A 23,243-nucleotide genomic window follows, 5' to 3' on the forward strand; every position below is an offset into this window, starting at 1 on the left:
CTAGACCATAGGCTTAGTCGGGCTATTCCCTGGAAGAATGGACCTCTGTGACGGTGGCGGTGAGATCGCCTTTGGCAAGGCGTGTGTTGATGACGTCGCCGGTAGCAACGTCGTTGGCATCCCTGATAATGGCGCCGTCGCTTTCGCGTCGGGTAATGGCGTAGCCCCGTCCGAGTGTGGCCAGCGGGCTGACCACGTGCAGTGTCTGACTGGTATGGCTCAGCCTTTCCTGGTGGCGATCCAGGCGGTGCCGGATGGCTTTGTCCAGCTTGTCCTGCTGGCGCAGCAAATTGTCCCGGGCCTGGTCGAGCCGGCGCCCGGGGGATTGCATCAGCAGGCGCTGCTTCAAGTGCTCCGCACGCAGCGCGCGCTGCTCCAGGGCGGTGTTCATGGCTTTTCCCAGGCGCATGTCGAGCTCATCCATACGCTGGGCTTTGTCCATCAATTCCCGTCGGGGGTCCCTGAGCCGGGCTGCCAGATGCATCAACTGTGTTTCCTGGCGCTGCAGGGTGCGCCGCACGGCATTGGCAAGGCGGATTGCTTGCTCATCCACTTGCCTGATCCATTCCCGCTGGTCCGGGGAGATTTTCTCGGCTGCGGCGGACGGAGTCGGGGCCCTGAGATCGGCAACAAAATCAGCGATGGTCACGTCCACCTCGTGGCCCACTGCGCTAACCGTGGGGATACGGCAGTTTGCGATCGCCCTCGCGACGGCTTCTTCGTTGAAACACCAGAGATCCTCGAGGGAGCCACCACCGCGACCGATCACAAGCACGTCGGCCACGCCATGGGATTGAGCCTGGTCAATGGCACGGACTATGTCAGCGGTTGCCGCCTTGCCCTGCACAGCCGTGGGATAGAGGGTGACCGGTATGGCAGGGCATCGGCGAGCCAGAACAGTCAGGATGTCGTGAATGGCGGCGCCGGTTGGTGAGGTGACCACGCCAATGTGGTGCGGCACAGTGGGCAGTGTTTTCTTGCGGGCAACGTCGAACAACCCCTCGAGTTGCAGCTTTCTCTTCAGCTCCTCGTACGCCTGTTGAAGCGCGCCCAGACCAGCAGGCTCAAGGTGTTCGACGATAATCTGGAAGTCACCCCGGTTCTCGTACAATGTAACCTTGCCGCGAATTCTTATCTGGTCGCCTTCTTTGGGCAACTCACGGATGCGCTGATTGAAGCCCCTGAACATTGCGCACCGGACCTGGCACTTCCGGTCCTTCAGGGAAAAATACCAATGCCCGGAGGATGGGCGTGAGAAACCTGACAGTTCGCCTTCCACCCAAACCTGCATGAAGCTGGTTTCCAGCAGATGTTTGGCCTGATGATTCAGTTCGCTGACACTCAATGCCCGGGGACGGGAATCCTGAAAGGGGGTGTTCAATGTATGACTCCCTGCTTCTATATACGCAATAGCCGAAAAATGAAGGGCAAAAATAGCGGAATTTCAAAAAGATGCAATGGAAGGTTCAAACAGCGCTGGTTTACTGTCTATCCACGCCCATTTATAATAGTCCGATTAAGGTTTTCGCTTTGCTGCGCCATGCGGGGCGCAGCACGTGAATTCCCAACTTAGCATGTTCAAAAGGCGGATCCCAATGCTGCGAATTGCCGAAGAAGCCCTCACATTTGACGATGTTCTGCTGATCCCCGGATTTTCGGAAGTTCTTCCCCACGAGGTCAGCCTGAAGACCCAACTGACCAAAGGCATCACCCTTAACGTTCCACTGGTGTCGTCAGCAATGGATACGGTGACTGAGGCCGAGCTGGCCATCGCCATGGCGCAGGAAGGCGGTATCGGCATCATGCACAAAAACATGACCGTCGAGCAACAGGCGGCTGCCGTTCGCAAGGTCAAGAAGTTTGAAAGTGGTGTGGTGAAAGACCCCATCACCGTGACCCCGGCAACCACTGTTCGTGAGCTGGTGGACATCACCATGGCCAACAACATCTCCGGTTTGCCGGTGGTGGATGGCCGTGACCTGGTGGGTATTGTCACTGGCCGTGATATCCGTTTTGAGAGCCGCATGGATACGCCGGTGTCAGACATCATGACGCCGAAGGAGAAGCTGGTTACTGTCAAGGAAGGTGCCAGCCTTGATGACGTCAAGGAACTGCTGCACCGCAATCGCATTGAGAAAGTGCTTGTGGTGAATGATGACTTCGAACTCAAGGGTCTGATTACCGTCAAGGATATCCAGAAAGCGAAGGATTACCCGTTGGCCTGTAAGGACGAACAGGGGCGTTTACGGGTTGGTGCCGCTGTAAGTACTGGCGGTGATACCGAGGCGCGCATCACGGCGCTGGCGGAAGCCGGCGTGGATGTAATTGTTGTTGATACGGCCCACGGTCACTCCAAGGGTGTGATTGACCGAGTACGCTGGGTTAAGGATAACTTCCCGGAGGTCCAGGTGGTGGGTGGTAATATTGCCACTGCGGATGCCGCCATTGCGCTCGCTGACGCTGGCGCGGATGCGGTAAAAGTGGGTATTGGTCCTGGTTCCATCTGTACTACCCGCATTGTTGCAGGTATTGGCGTTCCACAGATTTCCGCTGTTTCCAACGTTGCAGCCGCATTGAAAGATCGCGGCGTGCCACTGATCGCCGATGGTGGTGTCCGTTTCTCCGGCGACATTGCCAAGGCCATTGCCGCCGGTGCGCACAGTGTTATGATCGGCAGCCTTCTCGCAGGTACCGATGAAGCTCCGGGTGAGGTTGAACTGTTCCAGGGGCGTAGCTACAAGGCCTATCGTGGCATGGGCTCCCTTGGCGCCATGGGGCAGGGCTCCAGTGACCGTTATTTCCAGGATGCCAGCAAAGGTATTGAGAAGCTGGTGCCGGAGGGCATCGAAGGCCGGGTTGCCTGCAAGGGCCCAATGCGCAACATTGTGCATCAGCTGATGGGTGGTTTGCGGGCCTCCATGGGTTACACCGGCAGTGCCACCATGGAAGACATGCGCACCAGACCGCAATTTGTTCGCATCACCAACGCGGGTATGCGTGAGAGTCACGTTCATGATGTGACCATCACCAAGGAAGCACCCAACTACCGTGTCGGCTAATCATGCCGTTTCGGGCGCGGCTCAGGGGCTGAGCCGCGCTTATTATTTCTGATCCGAGGACTCCATGGCCCAGAACATCCACGACCACCGCATTCTGATTCTCGATTTTGGTTCCCAGTACACCCAGCTGATCGCACGCCGCGTGCGGGAAATCGGGGTTTACTGTGAGATCAAGGCCTTTGATATCACCGACGAAGAACTCGAGTCGTTTAATCCCAAAGGCATCATTCTTGCCGGCGGTCCTGAATCTGTCACACAGCTTGGTGGTCCTCGTGCTCCGGATGGTCTGTTTGATCGTGGCATTCCTATTCTGGGCATTTGCTATGGTATGCAGACCATGGCGGAGCAGCTCGGAGGCCGTGTGGCCAGCTCCGAAAAGCGGGAGTTCGGCTATTCACAGGTCAAGGTAAGGGCAGCCGGGCCACTGTTGCAGGATATCACCGATCACCTGACGGCAACCGGTGAGTCCCTGCTGGATGTGTGGATGAGTCACGGTGACAAGGTGGTGGCCTTGCCTGATGGGTTTGAACTGCTGGCCTCTACCGAAAGTGCCCCGATTTCCGCCATGCAGGATGTCAGCCGTAATCTGTACGGCGTGCAGTTTCATCCGGAGGTGACCCATACCCTTCAGGGCAAGCGTATCCTTGAACATTTCGTGCTGAATATCTCCGGCTGCGAGGCGTTGTGGACGCCCGCCAAGATCGTTGACGATGCGGTACAGCAGATCCGTGATCAGGTGGGTACTGACAAGGTGTTGCTTGGTCTCTCGGGAGGCGTGGATTCGTCCGTGACAGCGGCGCTGCTGCATAAGGCCATCGGTGACCAGCTGACCTGTGTGTTTGTGGATAATGGCCTGTTGCGTTTGCACGAGGGCGATCAGGTCATGGACATGTTCGCCAGCAACATGGGCGTGAAAGTAATCCGTGTGGATGCAGAGGAGTTGTTCCTGTCCAAGCTCAAGGGCGAAGCGGACCCGGAGAAAAAGCGCAAGATTATCGGCAACACCTTCATTGATGTGTTTGATGAAGAAGCTGCCAGCATCCGCGACGTGAACTGGCTGGCTCAGGGCACTATCTACCCGGACGTGATTGAATCCGCAGCGTCCAAGACCGGTAAGGCGCACGTGATCAAGTCCCACCACAATGTGGGTGGCCTGCCGGAAACCATGAAAATGAAGCTGGTGGAGCCGCTGCGAGAGCTGTTCAAGGATGAAGTTCGCCGCATCGGGCTGGAGCTGGGGCTGCCATACGATATGGTGTATCGCCACCCGTTCCCTGGTCCGGGGTTAGGTGTTCGCATCCTGGGTGAAGTGAAGAAAGAATACGCGGATATTCTTCGCCGTGCCGATGCCATCTTCCTGGAGGAGCTGCATCGTGCCGACTTCTATCACAAAACCAGTCAGGCATTTGCCGTATTCCTGCCCGTGAAGTCCGTGGGTGTGGTCGGCGATGCCCGCCGCTATGAATACGTTATCGCTCTGCGTGCCGTAGAAACCATCGATTTCATGACCGCTCGCTGGGCTCACTTGCCCTATGAGCTTCTGGAAACGGTGTCCAACCGGATTATCAATGAGATTACCGGTGTGTCCCGCGTAACCTATGACGTGTCGTCCAAACCACCGGCAACCATTGAGTGGGAATAAACAGGTATCAAGTCGGGCATGAGCGTTGGCGCCGCTACGGATAAGCGTTGGATGGCGCGCGCCCTGGCGCTGGCTGAACAGGCCGCTGCACGGGGTGAGGTGCCGGTTGGTGCTGTCGTTGTTCTTGATGGGCGGGAGATCGGTGCCGGGTTCAACGCACCGATCAGTGATTGTGACCCCACGGCCCATGCCGAGATCCGAGCGCTGAGAGACGCAGCGAGACGGGTTGGCAACTACCGTTTATCCGGCGCTACGCTGTATGTCACGCTTGAGCCTTGTACCATGTGTGTGGGTGCCATTGTTCACAGTCGTATCAGCAGGCTCGTGTACGGTGCCACCGAACCCAAGGCGGGCGCGATTGAATCGGCACGTCACACGTTGGAGGAAGAGCACTTCAACTGGCGGGTTGAAGCTTCTGGTGGCGTGCTCGCCGAGCGTTGTGGCGAAGTGATCAGTCAGTTTTTCAGTCGTCGGCGCGCGGAGATGCGTCGCCAACGGCAGCAAAGAACACACGATTCAGGGAAGGGGCAGGGCAAACCATGAAAGTACTGGTGACCGGCGGAGCCGGCTATATTGGCAGTCATGTTGTAAGGCAGCTCGGTGAAGCCGGGCACGATGTTGTGGTGTTCGATAACCTCTCAACCGGTTACCGATGGGCAGTCACCTGTGGTGAGCTGGTGGTGGGAGACCTGGCGGATGAATCGGCTATCGCCGATCTATTCTCTCGGCATCGCTTCGATGCAGTTCTGCATTTCGCCGCCAATATCGTGGTGCCTGAATCTGTTGAAAACCCCCTCAAGTATTACAGCAATAACACCCGTAATACGCTGAACCTGTTGCGGGCTGTCGAGCAAAACCGTGTGCCCTACATGGTGTTTTCCTCCACCGCTGCCGTTTATGGCATGCCGGATCAAACCGTGTTGACCGAAGATTTGCCGTTGGTGCCGATCAATCCCTATGGTGCCTCCAAGATGATGAGTGAGCGTATGATCATGGATCTTGCGGCGGCCTCTTCACTGAACTATGTCATCCTGCGATATTTCAATGTGGCCGGCGCGAATCCGGATGGTTTGCTGGGGCAGGCGACCCCGGAAGCCACCCATCTGATCAAGGTCGCCAGTGAGTGCGTGACCGGAAAACGTGACGGCATGAGCGTATTTGGTACAGACTACGACACCCGTGACGGCACCTGTATCCGCGACTACATTCATGTGGAAGATTTGGCCAAGGCCCATGTGATGGCCCTGGGTTATATGGCAGATGGCGGTGAATCGCGGGTTCTGAATTGTGGGTATGGGCGTGGTTTCACCGTGCGAGAGGTGATTGACGTGGTCAAGCGGCAGTCCGGTGTGGAGTTTCCGGTGCAGGAAACGGGGCGCCGGGCAGGGGATCCGGCTGCACTGATGGCAGACAACGGGCGCATCAAACAGATACTGGGCTGGCAGCCGGATTACGATGACCTGGAAACCATCGTCGGTACCGCGTTGGCCTGGGAGAAAATCTGGCAGGATCGCCAGGCAGTTGAAAACGCCTGACCCGGCTTATTCTACAACTTTAAATCTATCGGGATTGATTGGATGAAGATTACCATTTTTGGCACCGGTTACGTTGGACTGGTGACAGGCGCCTGTCTGGCTGACGTAGGGCACGAAGTGCTGTGTATGGACGTTGATCGCGGCAAAATCGAAAAGTTGGAGAACGGCCAGATTCCCATCTATGAGCCGGGCCTGGAAAGTATCGTCAGGCACACCGTGGAAGCCGGACGTCTGTCTTTTACCACCGATACCGCAAAAGCCGTCAGCCACGGTGTTTTGCAGTTCATTGCCGTTGGGACGCCGCCGGATGAAGATGGTTCCGCTGATCTTCAGTACGTAACGGCCGTTGCCCGCTCGATCGGTGAGCATATGGACGACTATAAGGTGGTGGTTGATAAATCCACCGTACCTGTTGGCACTGGAGACAAGGTTAAGGCGGCCGTGCGGGCCGAGCTGGATCGTCGCGGCCTGGAGTTGGAGTTTGACGTGGTGTCCAACCCGGAATTTCTCAAGGAAGGGGCCGCGATCAATGACTTCATGAAGCCCGATCGTATTGTCGTTGGTACTGACAGTGACAAGGCGGCGGACATGCTGAGGGAAGTCTATTATCCGTTCAATCGTAGTCACGACCGGATGATCTTCATGGATATCCGCTCAGCTGAGCTGACGAAATACGCGGCTAACTCCATGCTGGCGACCAAAATCAGTTTCATGAACGAGATTGCTAACCTGGCTGAACGTCTTGGGGCGGATATTGAAGCGGTGCGTCGTGGGATTGGCTCTGATCCCCGCATTGGTTACCACTTTATATACCCCGGCTGCGGCTACGGTGGGTCCTGCTTCCCGAAGGATGTTCAGGCCCTGGCCCGGACAGCAAGGGATTGCGACTACGAAGCACGTCTGCTGAACGCCGTGGAATCGGTGAATTACGCCCAGAAGCACGTTCTGTTTGACAAGATCAGTCATTACTTTAATGGTGATCTCAAGGGCAGGGTGGTGGCCCTGTGGGGGCTGGCATTCAAGCCCAACACGGATGACATGCGCGAGGCATCGGCACGAACGCTGATGGAGGATCTCTGGAAAGCGGGCGCCAGCGTGCAAGCCTTCGATCCCGAAGCCATGGAGGAGACTCAGCGGCTTTATGGCGATCAATCCGGTCTTACGCTGTGTGGCACCAAGGAGCAGGCGCTGAAGGGTGCTGACGTTCTGGCCATCTGCACTGAATGGAAGGAATTCCGTTCCCCCGATTTCTCCGTCGTCGCTGCCGCCCTGAAGGAACCAGCGGTGTTCGATGGTCGCAACCTTTACGAGCCTGAGATGTTGAGCCGCAATGGTCTCATCTACTACGCTATTGGCCGTGGTCGTAACCAGTTCCAGTTTGATTGATATGCCTGCAGTCACTGATTTTCAGCTTCACGAGCGCCTTGCCGCTGACACCGTCAGCCTTGGCCGGACCCGATTGTGCGAAGCGCGGTTGATGAATGACTGTACCTGGCCCTGGGTGATCCTGGTGCCGGCAGTGCCCGGGATCCGCGAAATCTATGAGCTTGAAGTGACGGATCAACAGCGCTTGCTGGCAGAGTCGTCTGCTTTGAGTGAAGAGATGATGGCCCGGTTCGGTGGCGACAAAATGAACGTCGCAGCGCTGGGAAACATGGTGCCGCAGTTGCATTTACATCATATTGTCCGCTTTGAGGGTGACCCGGCCTGGCCGGGTCCCGTTTGGGGGAAGCAGTCTCCAGTGCCCTACGACGAGCCCGGATTGACGTCTGCACTTGATAAATTAAGCCTCATTATTGCGTCTTTAGCCTGAACGTCAGTGGCGAGCACTTCCTGGTGGTCGCCACCGGCGTTGTTATGGCCCTCTCTGACACATTTTCCCTTCTTCTTGGGCCAAACGGACCCCTTTCTGCCGGTCTGCCACAGACTTTCGTGAACCGGCGATGCTATTTGGGCGTGTAACATTTGGAAATGTGACGTAGATCCCAAAAAACCAAGTAAAAAAAGAGAGTGGAACTATGGAAAATACCTCCAGTGCTCAGGTGAGTTTGCCGCAGGCGTCCCACGATACTGATGTCGTTAATTATCGATATCTTGCACTTGGACTATTGTCCGCTAGGGTTTACACGGAAGGATCTTTAGAGCTCATAGAAGAGTGTGCTGTGTTGGATTTCGATCGGGATGGTGTAGCGCTGATCCTGTCCGGCGATCAGGTCATGCCAGACCAGAATGTGTGTATCTCTCTGGTGCGTAAGCGTGAGGTGAGGAATCCCCGGGAAGAGCCTGCCATCAGCTTCGTACCCGGTAATGTTCGCTACGTTAACAATATTGGAGGCGGTGTCCGGGCGGGCATTCGGCTGGAGTATTCCCGTAGCAGGGAGTTGGATAGGGCCTTTCGTCATCGTGCCATTGAGGTTGAGAGCTATCTGGAGCGGCACCACGCAGATGCAGCACGCATGGCGTCAACTGTCTATAAGGTGCCGGAAGGATATGAAATTGGGGGGCGGATGAAGTACGCCTTTTAAGGGCTGGAAATAAAAAAGCCCGCCAAGTGGCGGGCTCAAGTCGCCTCTTGGAGGCAACGACTCAACAATAGGATAGGCTCTATCCCAGTAAGCAGACGAGCGTTGAGTCACTAAGGTTCCACTAAATTCAGATAAATCAGAAAAAAATATCTGAAACTCGGGTTCAGGGCTTTCTTGAGTGATTGGCAAGACTTTGAGAGCCCAGAAGAATCATCCGCAATTCCGTTTTCAGTTTAACTTTCAGGTTTTCCTTTTCCTTCGACGTCGCATCCAGAGCTTCCGCCCCCTGATTGAATACCAGCGTGACCATGGCTTCCGCCACCAGCCGTGCATCGGACAACGGTTTGTTCTGTTCATCCGCAAAGCGTTTCAGGTCATCCGCCAGTTCCGTGACGAAGTGATCGATTTCAGCCCTGATGGCAGTTCGGAACGGTTTGGAAACCCCCGTGCGTTCCCGCAACATCAGCCTGAACAGGTTGGCGTTGTTGCCGAGATATTCCATGAAGGTTTCAACCGAGGTGCTGATGGCACTTCCGTCTCTGGCAATTCGCTTGCGTGCGTGGCGCATTAATTGACGTAGCGCGACGCCGCCTTCATCTACCAGTGCCAGGCCCAGTTCGTCCAGTTCAGCAAAATGGCGATAGAACGATGTCGGGGCAATGCCGGCTTCCCGGGCAACTTCCCGGAGACTCAGGCTGCCAAAGCCGCGATCCGCGCTGAGCTGGGCGAGAGCTGCGTCCATCAGGGCGCGACGTGTTTTGAGTTTTTGTTCGGCTCGGGACGACAATACAACGGCTCCGATTGCTGAATAGGGTGCTACATTCTATCGGTCTGTACAGGAGCCGTCACCCACCGTGATTGGAGCCTGATTTTCGCGCTCATTGTGTTTATAATGGGCGGCTTTTCCAGTAGTGTCCGCCGAATCCATATTTCGCACACATTTATGCACACATTTGAAACAACGGGAACCGGTATGCGCAGTCATTATTGCGGTGGTATCAACGAATCTCACATTGATCAGGAAGTAACACTCTGCGGTTGGGTTCACCGTCGCCGTGACCACGGTGGGGTGATTTTCCTCGACCTGCGGGACCGGGACGGTATATCCCAGGTCGTGGTTGATCCGGATACCCCCGAGAGCTTTGCCCTGGCGGAAAAGGTACGCAGTGAGTTTGTTATCAAGGTCACCGGGCGCGTTCGTCGTCGTCCGGCCGGCACCGAGAACAACAACATGCCGACCGGTCAGGTTGAGTTGCTGGGCAAGGAGGTAAGCATCCTGAACGCCGCCGCCACGCCGCCATTCCCGTTGGATGAGCACGTTGACGTTGGTGAGGATGTTCGCCTCAAGTACCGTTTTGTGGACCTGCGTCGTCCGGAAATGCTGAACAGACTGCGCTTTCGCTCCCGCGTGACCAGTTATATCCGCAACTACCTCGATGGCAACGGGTTCATGGATGTGGAAACCCCGATCCTGACCCGTGCAACGCCGGAAGGTGCGCGGGATTATCTGGTGCCAAGCCGGACACATGACGGTTCATTCTTTGCCTTGCCGCAGTCCCCACAGCTGTTCAAGCAGTTGCTCATGGTCTCCGGCGTTGACCGGTATTACCAGATTGCAAAATGTTTCCGTGATGAAGACCTGCGGGCCGACCGTCAGCCAGAGTTTACCCAGGTGGACGTAGAGGCCTCCTTTGTCGATGAAGAAAGCCTGATGTCCCTCAACGAGGATATGATTCGCTCCCTGTTCAAGGATGTCCTCAGTGTCGAACTGCCGGAATTCCCGCGTATGCCATACGCAGAGGCGATGCAGCGCTATGGCAGTGACAAGCCGGATCTGCGGATTCCGCTGGAGTTGCTGGACGTGGGTGATCTGGTCGAAGGTGTGGACTTCAAGGTCTTCGCCGGTCCTGCGAAGGATCCGAAAGGTCGTGTTGCCGCGCTGCGCGTACCCAAGGGTGGTGAGCTGACCCGTAAACAGATTGACGACTACACCAAGTTTGTGGGTATTTACGGAGCCAAGGGCCTTGCCTACATCAAGGTGAACGAGTTGGCCAAGGGTGTTGAAGGCCTGCAATCACCGATCATCAAGTTCCTTGGCGATGATGTGGCGATGGCAATCATCGAGCGTGTTGGCGCGGAAGATGGTGACATCGTTTTCTTTGGTGCGGATAAGGCGACCGTAGTGAATGAAGCCCTGGGCGCCCTGCGCATCAAGGTGGGCCATGACCTCGATATGCTGACCTCCGAGTGGGCACCGCTGTGGGTAGTGGATTTCCCGATGTTTGAGGAAACTCCCGACGGCAGCCTGACGGCTATTCACCACCCGTTCACAGCACCTTCCTGTTCTGCTGAGGAGCTGGCGGCGAACCCGGCAACGGCGCTGTCACGGGCCTATGACATGGTTCTTAACGGCACCGAGTTGGGTGGTGGTTCCATCCGTATTCACAACGAGGATATGCAGGAAGCGGTGTTCCGTATCCTGGGGATTGGCGAGCAGGAAGCCCGCGCCAAGTTTGGCTTCCTGTTGGACGCCCTGAAGTTCGGTTGTCCTCCCCACGGTGGTCTGGCCTTTGGTCTGGACCGGCTGGTGATGCTGATGACCGGCGCCTCGTCCATCCGTGACGTGATCGCCTTCCCGAAAACCCAGAGCGCTACCTGTCTGATGACCCAGGCGCCCGGTGTGGTGGATGAGAAGCAGTTGCGTGAACTTCACATCCGTCTGCGCAAGCCTGCCGCCAAGACCACCGAAGGCAACCCGGCGGAAAGTAATAACGAGTAAGCAATACCCTGGCTGGGCTCCCCGGTTGCGGACCGGGGAGCCCGGAAGATTGATGGAGTAGAGTATGGCTGGTCATAGTAAGTGGGCCAACATCAAGCACCGCAAAGCGGCTCAGGATGCCAAGCGGGGCAAGATCTTCACCAAAATCATCCGTGAGTTGACCGTCGCCGCCCGTCAGGGTGGCGGCAACCCGGACGATAACCCCCGCTTGCGGGCGGTGATCGACAAGGCACTCACTGCCAACATGAAGAAAGACACCATCGAGCGCGCGGTGGAACGTGGCGCCGGGGGTGGCGACGACAACAATTATGAAGAGCTGACCTACGAGGGCTACGGACCTGGTGGCGTTGCCATCTTCATCGAGGCGATGACCGACAACCGAAACCGCACGGTGGCTGAAATTCGCCATGCTTTCAATAAAATGGGCGGCAACCTCGGCACCGATGGTTCTGTGGCATACCTGTTCAGCAAACAGGGGATCATCAGTTACAGTCCCGAAGTGGAAGAGGACAAACTGATGGAGGCGGCTCTGGCAGCGGGTGCGGACGACCTCGCAGAGCAGGATGACGGTTCCTACGAAATCGTGACCACGCCGGAACAGTTTCTGGATGTAAAACAGTCCCTGGTAGAGGCCGGGCTCAAGCCGGACAATGCTGAAGTGACCATGGTGCCTTCAACCCGCGTTGAGCTCGATCGCGATGGTGCCGAAACCATCTTCAAGCTGATCGATATGCTGGAAGATCTGGACGATGTCCAGAACGTCTATTCCAACGCTGACGTGTCGGGCGAGGTGATGGATTCCCTGTAGCAACCAAGGAATTTGATGTGGCCATTATTCTGGGCGTAGATCCGGGGTCCCGCATTACCGGATACGGTATTATCCGGGCGCAGGGGCGCCACATTGAATATATTGACAGTGGTTGTATCCGCGTGGGCGAGAAGCCTATGGCGGAACGCTTGCAGACAATCTTCCACAGTCTTGCCACATTAATTGGGGAATACCGCCCGGAAGAATTTGCCATTGAGCAGGTGTTCATGGCCCGAAATCCGGATTCCGCACTTAAATTGGGGCAGGCTCGTGGTGCCGCCATCGTCAGTGCTGCGAACAGTGGACTCCCGGTTCATGAATACTCGGCCCGCCAGGTCAAGCAGGCCGTGGTAGGCAAGGGCGGTGCTGACAAGTCCCAGGTCCAGCACATGGTCCAGGTGCTTTTATCCCTTTCCCGTACCCCCCAGGCGGATGCCGCCGATGCCCTTGCGATTGCTCTGTGCCACGCCCATATGAACCAGAGCGTTACGCGGTTGGCGGCCGGTGGCAAGGTTCGGAGCGGACGGGTAAGACAACAATAAGCGGCGCGTTTGCGCCTGAGGAGACTCTCGTTGATAGGCCGAATTCGAGGCACGCTGATAGAAAAGTCTCCCGGCCAGGCACTGGTTGAGTGTTCTGGTCTGGGATATGAAGTCGATATTCCCTACACCACCTTCTTTCATCTCCCCGATGCGGGAACGGAAGTGACCCTCCATACCCATTTTGCTGTCCGTGAAGACGCCCAGAGCCTGTTCGGTTTTGCCTCCCGCTTGGATCGCGATCTGTTCCGGTTGCTGATCAAGGTCAATGGCGTGGGGCCCCGGCTGGCGGTGGGGATCCTGTCGGGACTGGATGCACAGCAGTTTATCCGTTGCGTGGAGGCGCGTGATGCAAACGCGTTGGTTAAACTGCCGGGTGTCGGTAAGAAAACTGCCGAGCGGCTGCTTATTGAAATGACGGATCGGATAGGGCAACTTGAGGGACAGTTCGTACCTATGTCGTCCGAGACGACAGGCAGTGGCGCGGGCGCTGACGAGGCACCCGTGGCTGCTCACGATCCCAGGGATGAAGCCGAAGCCGCGCTGATCGCCCTGGGCTATAAGCCACAGGAAGCGACAAAGGCAATCAACAAGGTAGCGGAGAAGGGCATGGCGAGTGAAGAGCTGATCCGCCTGGCGCTCCGCAATATGATCCCCGCGGGATGAAACTGCCGTAATTCGCGACCTGTCTGGCGCCTAATCTGTATAGAGCGTAACGTGACAGCCACTGAGTCGTTTGTACAATTGGGACACCTTGATGCGCAGGCATGATGTATCGTCCCCCTGTTCTGGTAACGCCATGATTGAATCTGATCGTCTGATTTCTGCCCAGGCCGGGCAGTACGAAGAAGTACAGGACCGGGCAATCCGGCCCACCTTGCTCGCCGAGTATGTTGGACAGCCGGCGGTACGGGAGCAGATGGATATCTTCGTATCGGCTGCTCGTGCCCGAGAGGAAGCGTTGGATCATGTCCTGATCTTCGGGCCGCCGGGGCTGGGCAAGACGACACTGGCGAACATTATTGCCAACGAAATGGGTGTGGCCATCAAAACCACATCGGGTCCGGTGCTGGAGAAGGCCGGTGACCTGGCGGCCATGCTGACAAATCTGGAGGAGGGCGACGTCCTCTTTATTGACGAGATTCATCGGCTCAGTGCGGCAGTGGAAGAGGTGCTTTATCCGGCGATGGAAGATTACCAGCTGGATATCATGATCGGTGAAGGGCCTGCGGCGCGATCGATCAAACTGGATCTGCCACCGTTTACCCTGGTGGGCGCCACCACCCGAGCTGGCCTGCTGACATCGCCACTGCGTGATCGTTTCGGGATTGTTCAGCGCCTGGAGTTTTACAACACCCGGGACCTGACCAGCATAATTTTGCGGTCCGCCCGCCTGTCGTCGGTTTCTATTGATGAAGGCGGTGCCTATGAGATTGCGCGGCGTTCCCGGGGTACCCCGCGGATCGCCAACCGGCTGTTGCGCCGGGTTCGCGACTATGCCGAGGTCAAGGCGGACGGTCGTATCAGCGACACCATTGCAGACCAGGCATTGAACATGCTGAAGGTGGATGATCAGGGCTTTGACCATATGGACCGCCGTCTGTTGTTGGCGATGATCGAAAAGTTTGATGGTGGCCCCGTTGGCGTAGAAAGTCTGGCTGCCGCCATCAGCGAGGAGCGGGGCACCATTGAGGATGTTCTTGAGCCGTTCCTGATCCAGCAGGGGTTCATGGTACGCACGCCCAGAGGGCGCATGGTGACGTCCACTGCCTATCAGCACTTCGGTGTGGCACCGGCACGGTCAGGAAAGGAGGATCTCTTTGACTGAAGTGAGTCAGGTTGTCCGGTTCCGTTTGCCGATCAGGGTCTATATTGAGGATACGGATGCCGGTGGCATCGTATTCCATGCCAAGTACCTGCACTATATGGAGCGTGCCCGCACGGAATGGGTACGAACCTGTGGCGTCGGTCTTCGGGCAGGGCTGTCGGATAACATCAGTTATGTGGTCCAGCGGCTGAACATCCACTATGCGGTGCCGGCGAAGCTTGACGATCAATTGCTGGTAACGGCGGAGCCTATCGGTTTTGGTCGGGTGTGGATGGATTTTAGGCAGCGGGTGTTAAGGGCAGAGGATGACGCCCTGCTCGCCTCCGCCGATGTACGGGTTGCCTGTGTGGCACTGGATAGCGGGCGACCGAGAAGGTTGCCGGACAATATGCGTGAACTGTTGGAAAGTGTTCACGAAAACCAATAACCGGAACAAGCCAGGAGTAGAAGGTGGAGTCAGAAGTTTCTGTTTGGTATCTCATCGCCAACGCGGGGGTGCTGGTTCAACTGGTCATGCTGTTGCTGGCCCTGGCTTCCGTGGTGTCATGGGCGCTTATCTTCCAGCGTTATCAGGTTTTCCGTAAGGCACGGCGGGCCCAGCTTGAGTTCGAGGAGCGTTTCTGGTCAGGCATGGATCTGGGACAGCTGTATCGCGAAGTGAACAGCGATCCCACGCCTTTCTCCGGGATGGAATCCCTGTTCCGTTCTGGCTTCAAGGAATTCTCCAGGCTGCGCCAGCAGAGTCGTGATGCCGATGCTGTTATGGAAGGTACCCAGCGCGCCATGCGTGTTGCGTTCTCCCGCGAACAGGAGAGACTGGAAGCATCCTTGCCGTTTCTTGCGAGCGTAGGTTCGACGAGTCCCTACATCGGCCTCTTCGGTACCGTCTGGGGCATCATGAATTCGTTTCGTGGTCTGGCACAGGTTCAGCAGGCCACCCTGGCCACGGTTGCCCCGGGGATTTCCGAGGCACTGATCGCGACGGCCATGGGCCTGTTTGCCGCGATTCCGGCGGTTATTGCCTACAACCGTTTTTCCTCCATGTCCGATGCCTTGTTGAAAAACTACGAAACGTTTGCGGATGAGTTCTCGAGTATTCTCCACCGTCGCGTGCATAGCAGCGAACGGTCGTCAGCAGCGTGATGTTTAAGCCAGTCAGGAGCATGCAGCCATGAAAGGCATGGGGATGATGCCGGCGCACCGCCGGAAACCAATGTCCGAAATCAATGTGGTCCCGTACATCGACGTTATGTTGGTGCTGTTGGTGATCTTTATGGTGACCGCACCAATGCTGACTCAGGGAGTTAAGGTGGATCTGCCGGAAACATCCTCCGATCCGATTCAGTCTGCCAAGGATGTGGAGTCGATTATTGTGTCGGTGGACTCGAATGGCGCTTATTTCATGGAAATCGGTGACGAGGACAGTGACCCGATGACGCTGGGCGAGGTTCGGACGCAGGTGTCCAAAATACTCTCAGAGCGTAGTGCCCGTGAAATTCTGGTACGCGGGGACGAGCACGTGGAGTACGGCACTGTAGTCCGCCTGATGGCGGAACTGCAGGGCGCCGGCGCCACCAGTGTGGGGCTGATTACCGAAGCACCATCCACTGAAAACTGAGCATAGAGCGGGCGGGTTTTTGTGACAGGTCAGGAACGTGATGTAACCAATGTCGGGGAGCAACCATGGAGGTCCCCCGTTGCCTTGTCACTGCTGCTGCACGGGCTGATTGTGGTGGTGGCATTGGCTGGCTGGTCCTGGACTTCTCCAGAGAGCGAACCGGAGCCCCGAAGCATTGCCGCGCGTCTGGTGACGCAGCAGGAGCCAGAGCCCAGCACGGTTGTCGAAGAAGTAGACGAACCGGACCGGGATGAGGAGCGCAGAAAAGAGCAGGAAGAGCAGAAACAACGCGAAGAGGCAGAGCGTAAGGCAGCGGAGGAAGAAAAGGCTCGGGAAGAAGCCCGACGTATCGCGCAGGAAAAAGAGCGGAAAGAGCAGGAAGCTGCCGCGGCTCGTGAACGCGCCGAGCAGAAGGCCCGGGAGGAAGAGGCTGCCAGACAGAAGGCGGAAGCCGAAGCGAAAGAACGTGAACGGCGCAAGGCGGAAGAGGAAAAGCGCCGCCAGGAAGAGGCCAAACGGCGGGCGGAAGAAGAGCGCCGTAAAGCGGAAGAGGAACGACGCAAGCGTGAGGAGGCCGAGAAGCGTAAGCGCGAAGAGCAGGCCCGACGAGAAGCGGAACAGAAACGAAAGGAAGCGGAGCGCCGCCTGAAGGAGCAGCAGTTGGAAGCGTTGGCTGAGGAAGCCAGCCGGGAGCGTGCGGCAGAGGCAAGGCGTCAGCAGGAAGCCGCGGCGGCGAAGGCCAGAGAGGCTCGCATGATGACGGAGAGCGAAAAATACCAGCAGTTAATTCGTGAGCGTTTGAGTCAGGCCTGGTATCCGCCATCGTCGGCAACGGAAGAAATGACCGCAAGGTTGCAGATCTCCTTGTTACCGACAGGCGAACTCCAGTCAGTGAGGCTGGTCAACAGCAGCGGTAATAAGGCGTTCGACAACTCGGCCCTGAGTGCGGTGAAATCGCTTAATCGCTATCCGATTCCGGAGGACCGGGACACTTTTGAGCGCTATTTTCGCCAGTTCACGATCGAATTCAATCCAACGCGGTTGAAATAAGGATAGATGGAAAAGCTGATGACACATCGGACAAAAAATACCCACACCCATAGGGTGCTTGCCCTGGTTGGTTCACTTCTGATCTGGGCACTTGGTGCAGGTTCCGCCTCGGCCGAGTTGACTATCCGAATCACCGAGGGCGCGGATTCCGCTATTCCTGTGGCCATTGTTCCATTCGCGGAGAATGGCGGAATTCCGGCAGGGGACAAGATCAGCAATATCGTTCAGGACGACCTGGCTATGAGCGGGGAGTTCCGGACGTTGCCACCCGAGAAGATGCTCAGTTTGCCGTCCCAGCGGTCGGAGGTGTATTTCCGGGACTGGCGCCTGCTGGGGCAGCGATACGTGCTGGTTGGCCAGATGACTCGTAATGGGGACCGCGTTGAGGCCCGTTATGAGTTGCTGGACGTCAACCGGGAGGAACGTATTCTCGGTGAGTCCGCGAGTGCCAGCGTCAGTAACATGCGTACTCTGGCCCATCACATCAGCGATAAGGTCTATGAGGCGATAACCGGAGTTCCGGGGGCATTCTCAACCAAGCTTGCCTACGTCACTCTGGATTCTGCCAATGGTGAACCCCGTTATCGGCTTCAGGTAAGTGATGTGGATGGCAAGCGTGCGAGTGTGCGCCTGGAAAGCGGGGAGCCAATTCTGTCACCAGCCTGGTCGCCGGATGGCAGGAAGCTGGCGTATGTTTCCTTCGAAACTGGCAAGCCTGCGGTATATATCCACGAACTGGACTCTGGAAATCGTACAAAAATTGCTGATTTTCGTGGGCTGAATTCAGCGCCTGCCTGGTCCAGGGATGGCCGCTCGCTGTTGATGACCCTCTCCAAGGATGGCAATGCCGAAATCTATCGTATGGATATCCAAAGCCGAAATCTGAAACGTCTGACCAACCACTGGTCCATCGATACTGAAGGCGTCTGGGATCACACCGGTGAGGGTATTTTCTTCACCTCTGACCGCTCGGGCGGGCCACAAATCTATCACAAGTCCAGCGAGGCAGCGGAGCCCCGGCGCATTACTTTCGGTAGCCGGTACAATGCCCGTCCACGACCGGACAGTCGGGGAGATTACGTATACTACGTCCATCAGCGAAATGGTGGATTTCATATCGCACGTACGGACCTGAGTAACGGAGAAGAAACGGTTCTGACCCGAACCGCGTCTGACGAGTCTCCATCTCTTGCTCCCAATGGAAGAATGCTGATTTATGCCACTAAACACAGTGGTACCAGCGTACTGACGGTAATTTCAGCGGATGGCGGGGCTGCCTATAGTCTGCCGGCATCCGAAGGTGACGTCAGGGAGCCGGCCTGGTCGCCGGTTATCCGTTAATCGGGAATCGCCTCAATGGCGGCTCTTAATCAAAACATCAAGTAACAGCCAATCAACAGGAAGGAAAGATTATGAAATTGTCAGTTCACCAGAAAGCATTCGCAATGGTTCTGTCCCTGGGGCTGGTGGCCGGTTGTAGTTCCACTGGCGACACCATGGGTGAAGATCAATACGGCTCCGACGTCTCGGCCGTAGACCAGGATGGTGGCAGCACCGTGTACGGTGGCAGTGAAGACGGCGGTGTGTCTGCTTCCGACCTGACCGACGAGGAGTTGCGCGCGCGTGAAGAGCGGGCCGAGATGGAAGCCATGCGTAACATTACGACCTTCTACTTCGACTTCGACACGGCTGAGATCAAAGCCGAAGCGCGTGAAGTGCTGGTAGCCCACGCCCGTTTCCTTGAAAACAACCCCGGCCAGCAGGTACGACTGGAAGGTCATGCCGATGAGCGTGGCACCAAGGAATACAACCTGGCATTGGGTGAGCGTCGTGCCAATGCTGTTGAGCGGTTTCTGATCGTGAATGGCGCTTCCCGTGGTCAGTTGGAAACCGTAAGCTATGGTGAGGAGAAACCGGCGGTCATGGGTTCCAACGAAAGTGCCTGGGCCCAGAACCGTCGCGTAGAACTCGTTTTTGAGTAACCGTTAGACAGCTATAGGATCTCCCATGAGATATTTGCTCATGGCGACGGCCGCTCTCTCGTTGGCCCTAGGGCCGGCGGGAGGCGCGCTGGCGCAATCTGCGACACCGGTGTTTCAGGACAACGCGTCTGCGGCCCGTACGAAGGCGAGCGGCAGTCAGGCAAACGCTGAGTTGTTTTATATGATTCAGCAGCTTCAGGGTGAGGTGCGTCGGCTTCAGGGCGAAGTTGAGGAGCAGCGACACCTGATTGACCGGCTGACCCGCCAATCCCGGGATCGTTACATCGATCTCGACCAGCGGATTCTTGATTTGTCCGAGAAGGTGTCTTCCAGCGGGGCTGCAGCCAGTGATAGCCAGACTGGTACTGCCGGCGCAGCCGATTCGACGACGGCTGAGCAGCCCGTTGCCAAGGTGTATCGTCAGCCGGAAGCCGACGAGCGCAAGGCTTACGAGCAGATTCAGGACTTGATCCACAAGGAAAAGAAATACGACGAGGCGATAAACCGGATATACGATTTTGTCGACAAATATCCGGAAGGTGATTTGACCGTTAATGCTTATTACTGGCTGGGAGAAGTGTATCTGGTCAAGCCTCAGTTGGAGCAGGCAAAGCAGGCATTCACCATAGTGGCTACCCGGTATGCGGATCACCGAAAGGCACCGGACGCAGTATACAAGCTGGGGGTAACGCTGGATCGTCTGAATGAAAAGTCCGAGGCGAAAAGCCGGATGGAATCGGTGGTGCGTAACTATCCGGGGACCAATGCGGCCAATCTGGCGCAAAAGTACCTGGATTCTTTGGGTAGTTAATAACCAGCTCGGAAAGAATGTTGAGAAACCTGAGAAAAAGGGGTTGATCAGCGGCAAAAAATCATTACTATATGCGCCTCGTTTGGGTCGTTAGCTCAGTTGGTAGAGCAGTTGGCTTTTAACCAATTGGTCGAAGGTTCGAATCCTTCACGACCCACCAAATTCGGAACATGGCAGTTGGCTGAGTGGCTGCGGTGTTCGATCCTGACACAGATGCAAAGTTTTGCAGACGTGAAGAGTGGATCAACAGTCAAGGGTCGTTAGCTCAGTTGGTAGAGCAGTTGGCTTTTAACCAATTGGTCGAAGGTTCGAATCCTTCACGACCCACCAATAAGATGAGAAGCCTCGAGCTTGTTGTCTGAAAAAAAGAGCCTTCGGGCTCTTTTTTTTTGCGTGAACGCTCCCAATGGTATAATCCACACGCCAACGAAACACAGAGACGCAGTAATGACACGATCTGAAGACCGGATTCTGGTTCAGGAGCATCTGGCGCACCAGGCTGAACCCAAACCATTGAGTGAGGACGAAAAAGCCGGGCTGGAGGCGCGTATCCGGCAAGCGTTGAAGGACCAGGATGCGGTACTGGTCGCCCATTATTACACTGACCCCGATATTCAGCGTCTGGCTGAGGAAACCGGCGGTTGTGTCGCCGACTCTCTGGAAATGGCGCGGTTTGGAAATCAGCACCCAGCCTCCACGGTCGTTGTTGCCGGGGTTCGTTTCATGGGTGAAACGGCCAAGATCCTGAATCCCGAAAAGCGCGTGCTGATGCCCACCCTTGAGGCGACATGCTCTCTGGACGTGGGGTGTCCTGCGGACGAGTTTGCGGAGTTCTGTGACCAGCACCCCGACCGTACCGTGGTTGTCTACGCGAACACGTCGGCCGCCGTTAAGGCGAGGGCGGACTGGGTCGTTACGTCCAGCTGTGCCCAATCGATTGTGGAATCCCTGGATGCTCGCGGAGAAAAGATCCTGTGGGCTCCGGATAAACATCTGGGGCATTATGTCCAGAAAACCACTGGCGCAGATATGCTGCTGTGGGACGGCTCCTGCATTGTCCATGAGGAGTTCAAGTTCCGTGGTCTGGAAGATCTGAAAGCCATATATCCGGACGCAGCGGTGTTGGTGCATCCGGAGTCACCGGATGCGGTGGTTGAGATGGCGGATGTTGTCGGCTCGACGTCGCAATTGATCCACGCCGTACAGACATTGCCTAATGAGCAGTTCATTGTGGCAACAGATAACGGCATTTTTTACAAGATGCAGCAACTGGCGCCGAACAAAACCCTGATCGAGGCTCCCACGGCGGGCAATGGTGCGACCTGCCGCAGCTGTGCCCATTGCCCCTGGATGGCGATGAACGGCCTGGAGAATCTGCTCCATGTACTGGAAAACGGAACTCAGGAAGTCGTGGTAGGCGATGACCTGCGCGAACAGGCCCTGAGGCCGCTTCAGCGTATGCTGGATTTTACCGCGGGCATGAACCTGAAGGCGGCTGGTAACGCCTGATGGTGGTTCTGCAGCGGGGCATCAGCTCCGCTGCGCATTCAGTCTCTCAGTGATTTCGGCCAGACGTTCAGTGACTACCTGTCGCATAGGGGAGCCTGCCGGAAGCTTTTCCTGTGCCTGTCGGAGCTGTCTTTGGGCCGCTTCAAGATCCCCCATCAGGGCTTCGTACTCCGCCCTGGCCCGGTGGACGCCAACAATGTTTCGCGCCAGCCCTTCCGCTTCTGCCAGCCGGTTCCAGAGATGTTCCTGGCGAGGCATGCGCCTTGTCAGGTCTCGAAGGTATTCGGCCGCCGCTTCACTGTTGCCGTTCGCTGTCTCCAGCCTGGCGAGAGTGAAGATTATAGGGTAGTTGCCGGGATTGCGGGAAAGGCCCTCCCTGAGTACGCTTCCCGCCCGTTCCAGTCGTTGCTGATCGATCAGTGCTTCGGCAAGGGTGACGATATAGGTGATGCGGCCCGGGTTGCCTTTCAGCAGTTCCTCAAGAACTTCAACGGCGCTTCCCGGATCGCTGTTGCGGAGATGAGCCACCGCCAGGCCGTAACGGATGGCGTCGGTCTTTTCGGTATCGGGGCGGTCCAGGTAATCCTGGAAGGTGTCTACCGCCACCTTGGCGGAGCGGGCGTAGTGGACCTGCAGTCGTGAACGGATCAAGTGGTATTCCTGCGTGTCCTGTATGTCGCGCGCCGGATACTGCTCCGCCCGGTTGCGGGTGTCTGATACCCGGCTCTGGGTCAGGGGGTGTGTCGACAGGTATTCCGGCACGCGGCTACCCTGCAGACGGTTCTGTTTCATCATGGTTTCGAACATTTCCGGCATTCCGCGCGGATCCATGCCGGCGTCTGCGAGAATCTCCATGCCTACACGGTCTGCCTCTTGCTCATGGGCGCGGCTATAGGCGAGCATATTCTGTACAGACAGCGCCTGAGTGCCGGCTATGGCCGCAATGCCGATGTCTGATTGGGTGACAGCGGACAGGACGATGCCGGCGAGCATTCCGGCGATCGTCAGCGGGGCGCTGGTTTCCTGTTGTTCCATGCGACGGGCAAAATGCCGTTGGCTCAAGTGTGCAAGTTCGTGCGCCAGTACCGAGGCAAACTGTTGTTCGCTGCTGGCATTGAGCACCAGCCCACCATTGATTCCGACAATGCTGCCGGGTACCGCAAAGGCGTTGATGTCAGGGCTGTCTATGATCGCGAGGGTCAGGTCCCGGTTCTTCAGCGGGGCGGATGGCACCAGGCGATAGATAATATCGTTCAGATAGCTGTATACCAGTGGGTCGGTAATCTGCGGCGCTGAGCGTCGTATGGACACCATGACCTGGCGCCCGATCTCCGACTCCTGTTGTTCCGAAATCAGGCCGCCCCCCGCGCCGCCAATGGAGGGGAGGGGGCTTTCCTGGGCATGGGCGGCACACGGCAGCAGGATCATAAGTGCTACCAGGTAATGGTTCAGCCGCAAACGTGCACGTTTGGGTGATGGAAAAAGCATGCTCATCAATATGGACTACCGTTGTTAAATCGCTTGATATGACTGCATTTTGCCATTAAAAGTTCTGGTA

General features: G+C 56.7%; 23 protein-coding genes and 2 tRNA genes. 22 read left to right on the forward strand and 3 right to left on the reverse strand.

Annotated features, from left to right (window positions below; translation table 11 throughout):
• Positions 1–22 precede the first annotated feature (22 nt).
• Positions 23–1,381: an exodeoxyribonuclease VII large subunit gene (xseA, locus tag Q0Y21_RS08330; RefSeq protein WP_297793699.1), complete on the reverse strand. Its 1,359-nt coding sequence runs from the start codon at positions 1,379–1,381 to the stop codon at positions 23–25.
• 214 nt (positions 1,382–1,595) lie between these two features.
• Here xseA and guaB point away from each other — a divergent pair, with 214 nt between their 5' ends.
• From guaB to Q0Y21_RS08365, 7 genes are all read left to right on the forward strand, one after another.
• A complete protein-coding gene (gene guaB, locus Q0Y21_RS08335; protein ID WP_297793701.1) occupies positions 1,596–3,059 on the forward strand; it encodes an IMP dehydrogenase in 1,464 nt (487 codons plus the stop codon).
• 64 nt (positions 3,060–3,123) lie between these two features.
• Positions 3,124–4,701: a glutamine-hydrolyzing GMP synthase gene (guaA, locus tag Q0Y21_RS08340; protein WP_297793703.1), complete on the forward strand. Its 1,578-nt coding sequence runs from the start codon at positions 3,124–3,126 to the stop codon at positions 4,699–4,701.
• Positions 4,702–4,719: 18 nt separating this feature from the next.
• Entirely contained in the window at positions 4,720–5,244 is a 525-nt protein-coding gene (tadA, locus tag Q0Y21_RS08345) for a tRNA adenosine(34) deaminase TadA (RefSeq protein WP_297793706.1), read from the forward strand.
• The gene (gene galE, locus Q0Y21_RS08350) at positions 5,241–6,236 is read left to right on the forward strand and encodes a UDP-glucose 4-epimerase GalE (protein WP_297793708.1); all 996 of its coding nucleotides are present in this window, start codon (positions 5,241–5,243) and stop codon (positions 6,234–6,236) included. Before tadA ends, galE begins: the two co-directional genes overlap by 4 nt.
• A gap of 42 nt (positions 6,237–6,278) precedes the next feature.
• Positions 6,279–7,622 (forward strand): UDP-glucose/GDP-mannose dehydrogenase family protein, encoded by a 1,344-nt coding sequence (locus tag Q0Y21_RS08355; RefSeq protein WP_297793711.1) that lies wholly within the window; start codon positions 6,279–6,281, stop codon positions 7,620–7,622.
• Position 7,623: 1 nt separating this feature from the next.
• Positions 7,624–8,049: an HIT family protein gene (locus Q0Y21_RS08360; protein ID WP_297793714.1), complete on the forward strand. Its 426-nt coding sequence runs from the start codon at positions 7,624–7,626 to the stop codon at positions 8,047–8,049.
• Positions 8,050–8,398: 349 nt separating this feature from the next.
• On the forward strand, positions 8,399–8,761 hold the full coding sequence (locus Q0Y21_RS08365; protein ID WP_297793716.1) for a hypothetical protein: 363 nt from the start codon (positions 8,399–8,401) through the stop codon (positions 8,759–8,761).
• A 163-nt stretch (positions 8,762–8,924) separates the two neighbouring features.
• Here Q0Y21_RS08365 and fabR read toward each other — a convergent pair whose 3' ends face one another.
• Positions 8,925–9,548 (reverse strand): HTH-type transcriptional repressor FabR, encoded by a 624-nt coding sequence (fabR, locus tag Q0Y21_RS08370; protein WP_297793719.1) that lies wholly within the window; start codon positions 9,546–9,548, stop codon positions 8,925–8,927.
• 186 nt (positions 9,549–9,734) lie between these two features.
• Between fabR and aspS the strand changes: the two genes are divergently transcribed.
• From aspS to nadA, 15 genes are all read left to right on the forward strand, one after another.
• A complete protein-coding gene (gene aspS / locus Q0Y21_RS08375; protein WP_297793722.1) occupies positions 9,735–11,540 on the forward strand; it encodes an aspartate--tRNA ligase in 1,806 nt (601 codons plus the stop codon).
• Positions 11,541–11,604: 64 nt separating this feature from the next.
• The gene (locus Q0Y21_RS08380; protein WP_297793724.1) at positions 11,605–12,348 is read left to right on the forward strand and encodes a YebC/PmpR family DNA-binding transcriptional regulator; all 744 of its coding nucleotides are present in this window, start codon (positions 11,605–11,607) and stop codon (positions 12,346–12,348) included.
• Between the two features lie 17 nt (positions 12,349–12,365).
• A complete protein-coding gene (gene ruvC, locus Q0Y21_RS08385) occupies positions 12,366–12,890 on the forward strand; it encodes a crossover junction endodeoxyribonuclease RuvC (RefSeq protein ID WP_012137720.1) in 525 nt (174 codons plus the stop codon).
• A gap of 30 nt (positions 12,891–12,920) precedes the next feature.
• Positions 12,921–13,553, forward strand: coding sequence for a Holliday junction branch migration protein RuvA (gene ruvA, locus Q0Y21_RS08390; RefSeq protein ID WP_297793729.1), 633 nt, complete (start codon positions 12,921–12,923; stop codon positions 13,551–13,553).
• Between the two features lie 133 nt (positions 13,554–13,686).
• The gene (ruvB, locus tag Q0Y21_RS08395; RefSeq protein WP_297793733.1) at positions 13,687–14,715 is read left to right on the forward strand and encodes a Holliday junction branch migration DNA helicase RuvB; all 1,029 of its coding nucleotides are present in this window, start codon (positions 13,687–13,689) and stop codon (positions 14,713–14,715) included.
• Complete coding sequence (gene ybgC / locus Q0Y21_RS08400) at positions 14,708–15,142, forward strand: tol-pal system-associated acyl-CoA thioesterase (RefSeq protein WP_297793736.1); 435 nt, start codon at positions 14,708–14,710, stop codon at positions 15,140–15,142. Before ruvB ends, ybgC begins: the two co-directional genes overlap by 8 nt.
• 23 nt (positions 15,143–15,165) lie before the next feature.
• A complete protein-coding gene (gene tolQ / locus Q0Y21_RS08405; protein ID WP_297793739.1) occupies positions 15,166–15,858 on the forward strand; it encodes a protein TolQ in 693 nt (230 codons plus the stop codon).
• A 28-nt stretch (positions 15,859–15,886) separates the two neighbouring features.
• Complete coding sequence (tolR, locus tag Q0Y21_RS08410; RefSeq protein WP_297793742.1) at positions 15,887–16,333, forward strand: protein TolR; 447 nt, start codon at positions 15,887–15,889, stop codon at positions 16,331–16,333.
• Between the two features lie 21 nt (positions 16,334–16,354).
• Complete coding sequence (tolA, locus tag Q0Y21_RS08415) at positions 16,355–17,383, forward strand: cell envelope integrity protein TolA (protein ID WP_297793746.1); 1,029 nt, start codon at positions 16,355–16,357, stop codon at positions 17,381–17,383.
• Positions 17,384–17,401: 18 nt separating this feature from the next.
• A complete protein-coding gene (tolB, locus tag Q0Y21_RS08420; RefSeq protein WP_297793749.1) occupies positions 17,402–18,724 on the forward strand; it encodes a Tol-Pal system beta propeller repeat protein TolB in 1,323 nt (440 codons plus the stop codon).
• 71 nt (positions 18,725–18,795) lie between these two features.
• Positions 18,796–19,365, forward strand: a complete 570-nt coding sequence (gene pal, locus Q0Y21_RS08425) for a peptidoglycan-associated lipoprotein Pal (protein ID WP_297793752.1) — start codon at positions 18,796–18,798, stop codon at positions 19,363–19,365.
• Between the two features lie 25 nt (positions 19,366–19,390).
• Entirely contained in the window at positions 19,391–20,176 is a 786-nt protein-coding gene (ybgF, locus tag Q0Y21_RS08430) for a tol-pal system protein YbgF (RefSeq protein WP_297793754.1), read from the forward strand.
• A gap of 84 nt (positions 20,177–20,260) precedes the next feature.
• A tRNA-Lys gene (locus Q0Y21_RS08435) sits at positions 20,261–20,336 on the forward strand.
• 94 nt (positions 20,337–20,430) lie between these two features.
• Positions 20,431–20,506: transfer RNA gene (locus Q0Y21_RS08440), tRNA-Lys, on the forward strand.
• 117 nt (positions 20,507–20,623) lie between these two features.
• On the forward strand, positions 20,624–21,685 hold the full coding sequence (gene nadA / locus Q0Y21_RS08445; RefSeq protein WP_297793757.1) for a quinolinate synthase NadA: 1,062 nt from the start codon (positions 20,624–20,626) through the stop codon (positions 21,683–21,685).
• 21 nt (positions 21,686–21,706) lie between these two features.
• Here the strand turns inward: nadA and Q0Y21_RS08450 are convergent, their stop codons facing one another.
• A complete protein-coding gene (locus tag Q0Y21_RS08450) occupies positions 21,707–23,113 on the reverse strand; it encodes a M48 family metalloprotease (RefSeq protein ID WP_297795350.1) in 1,407 nt (468 codons plus the stop codon).
• Positions 23,114–23,243: the final 130 nt, after the last annotated feature.

It is taken from the genome of uncultured Marinobacter sp., assembly GCF_947259545.1.
GTDB lineage: Bacteria > Pseudomonadota > Gammaproteobacteria > Pseudomonadales > Oleiphilaceae > Marinobacter.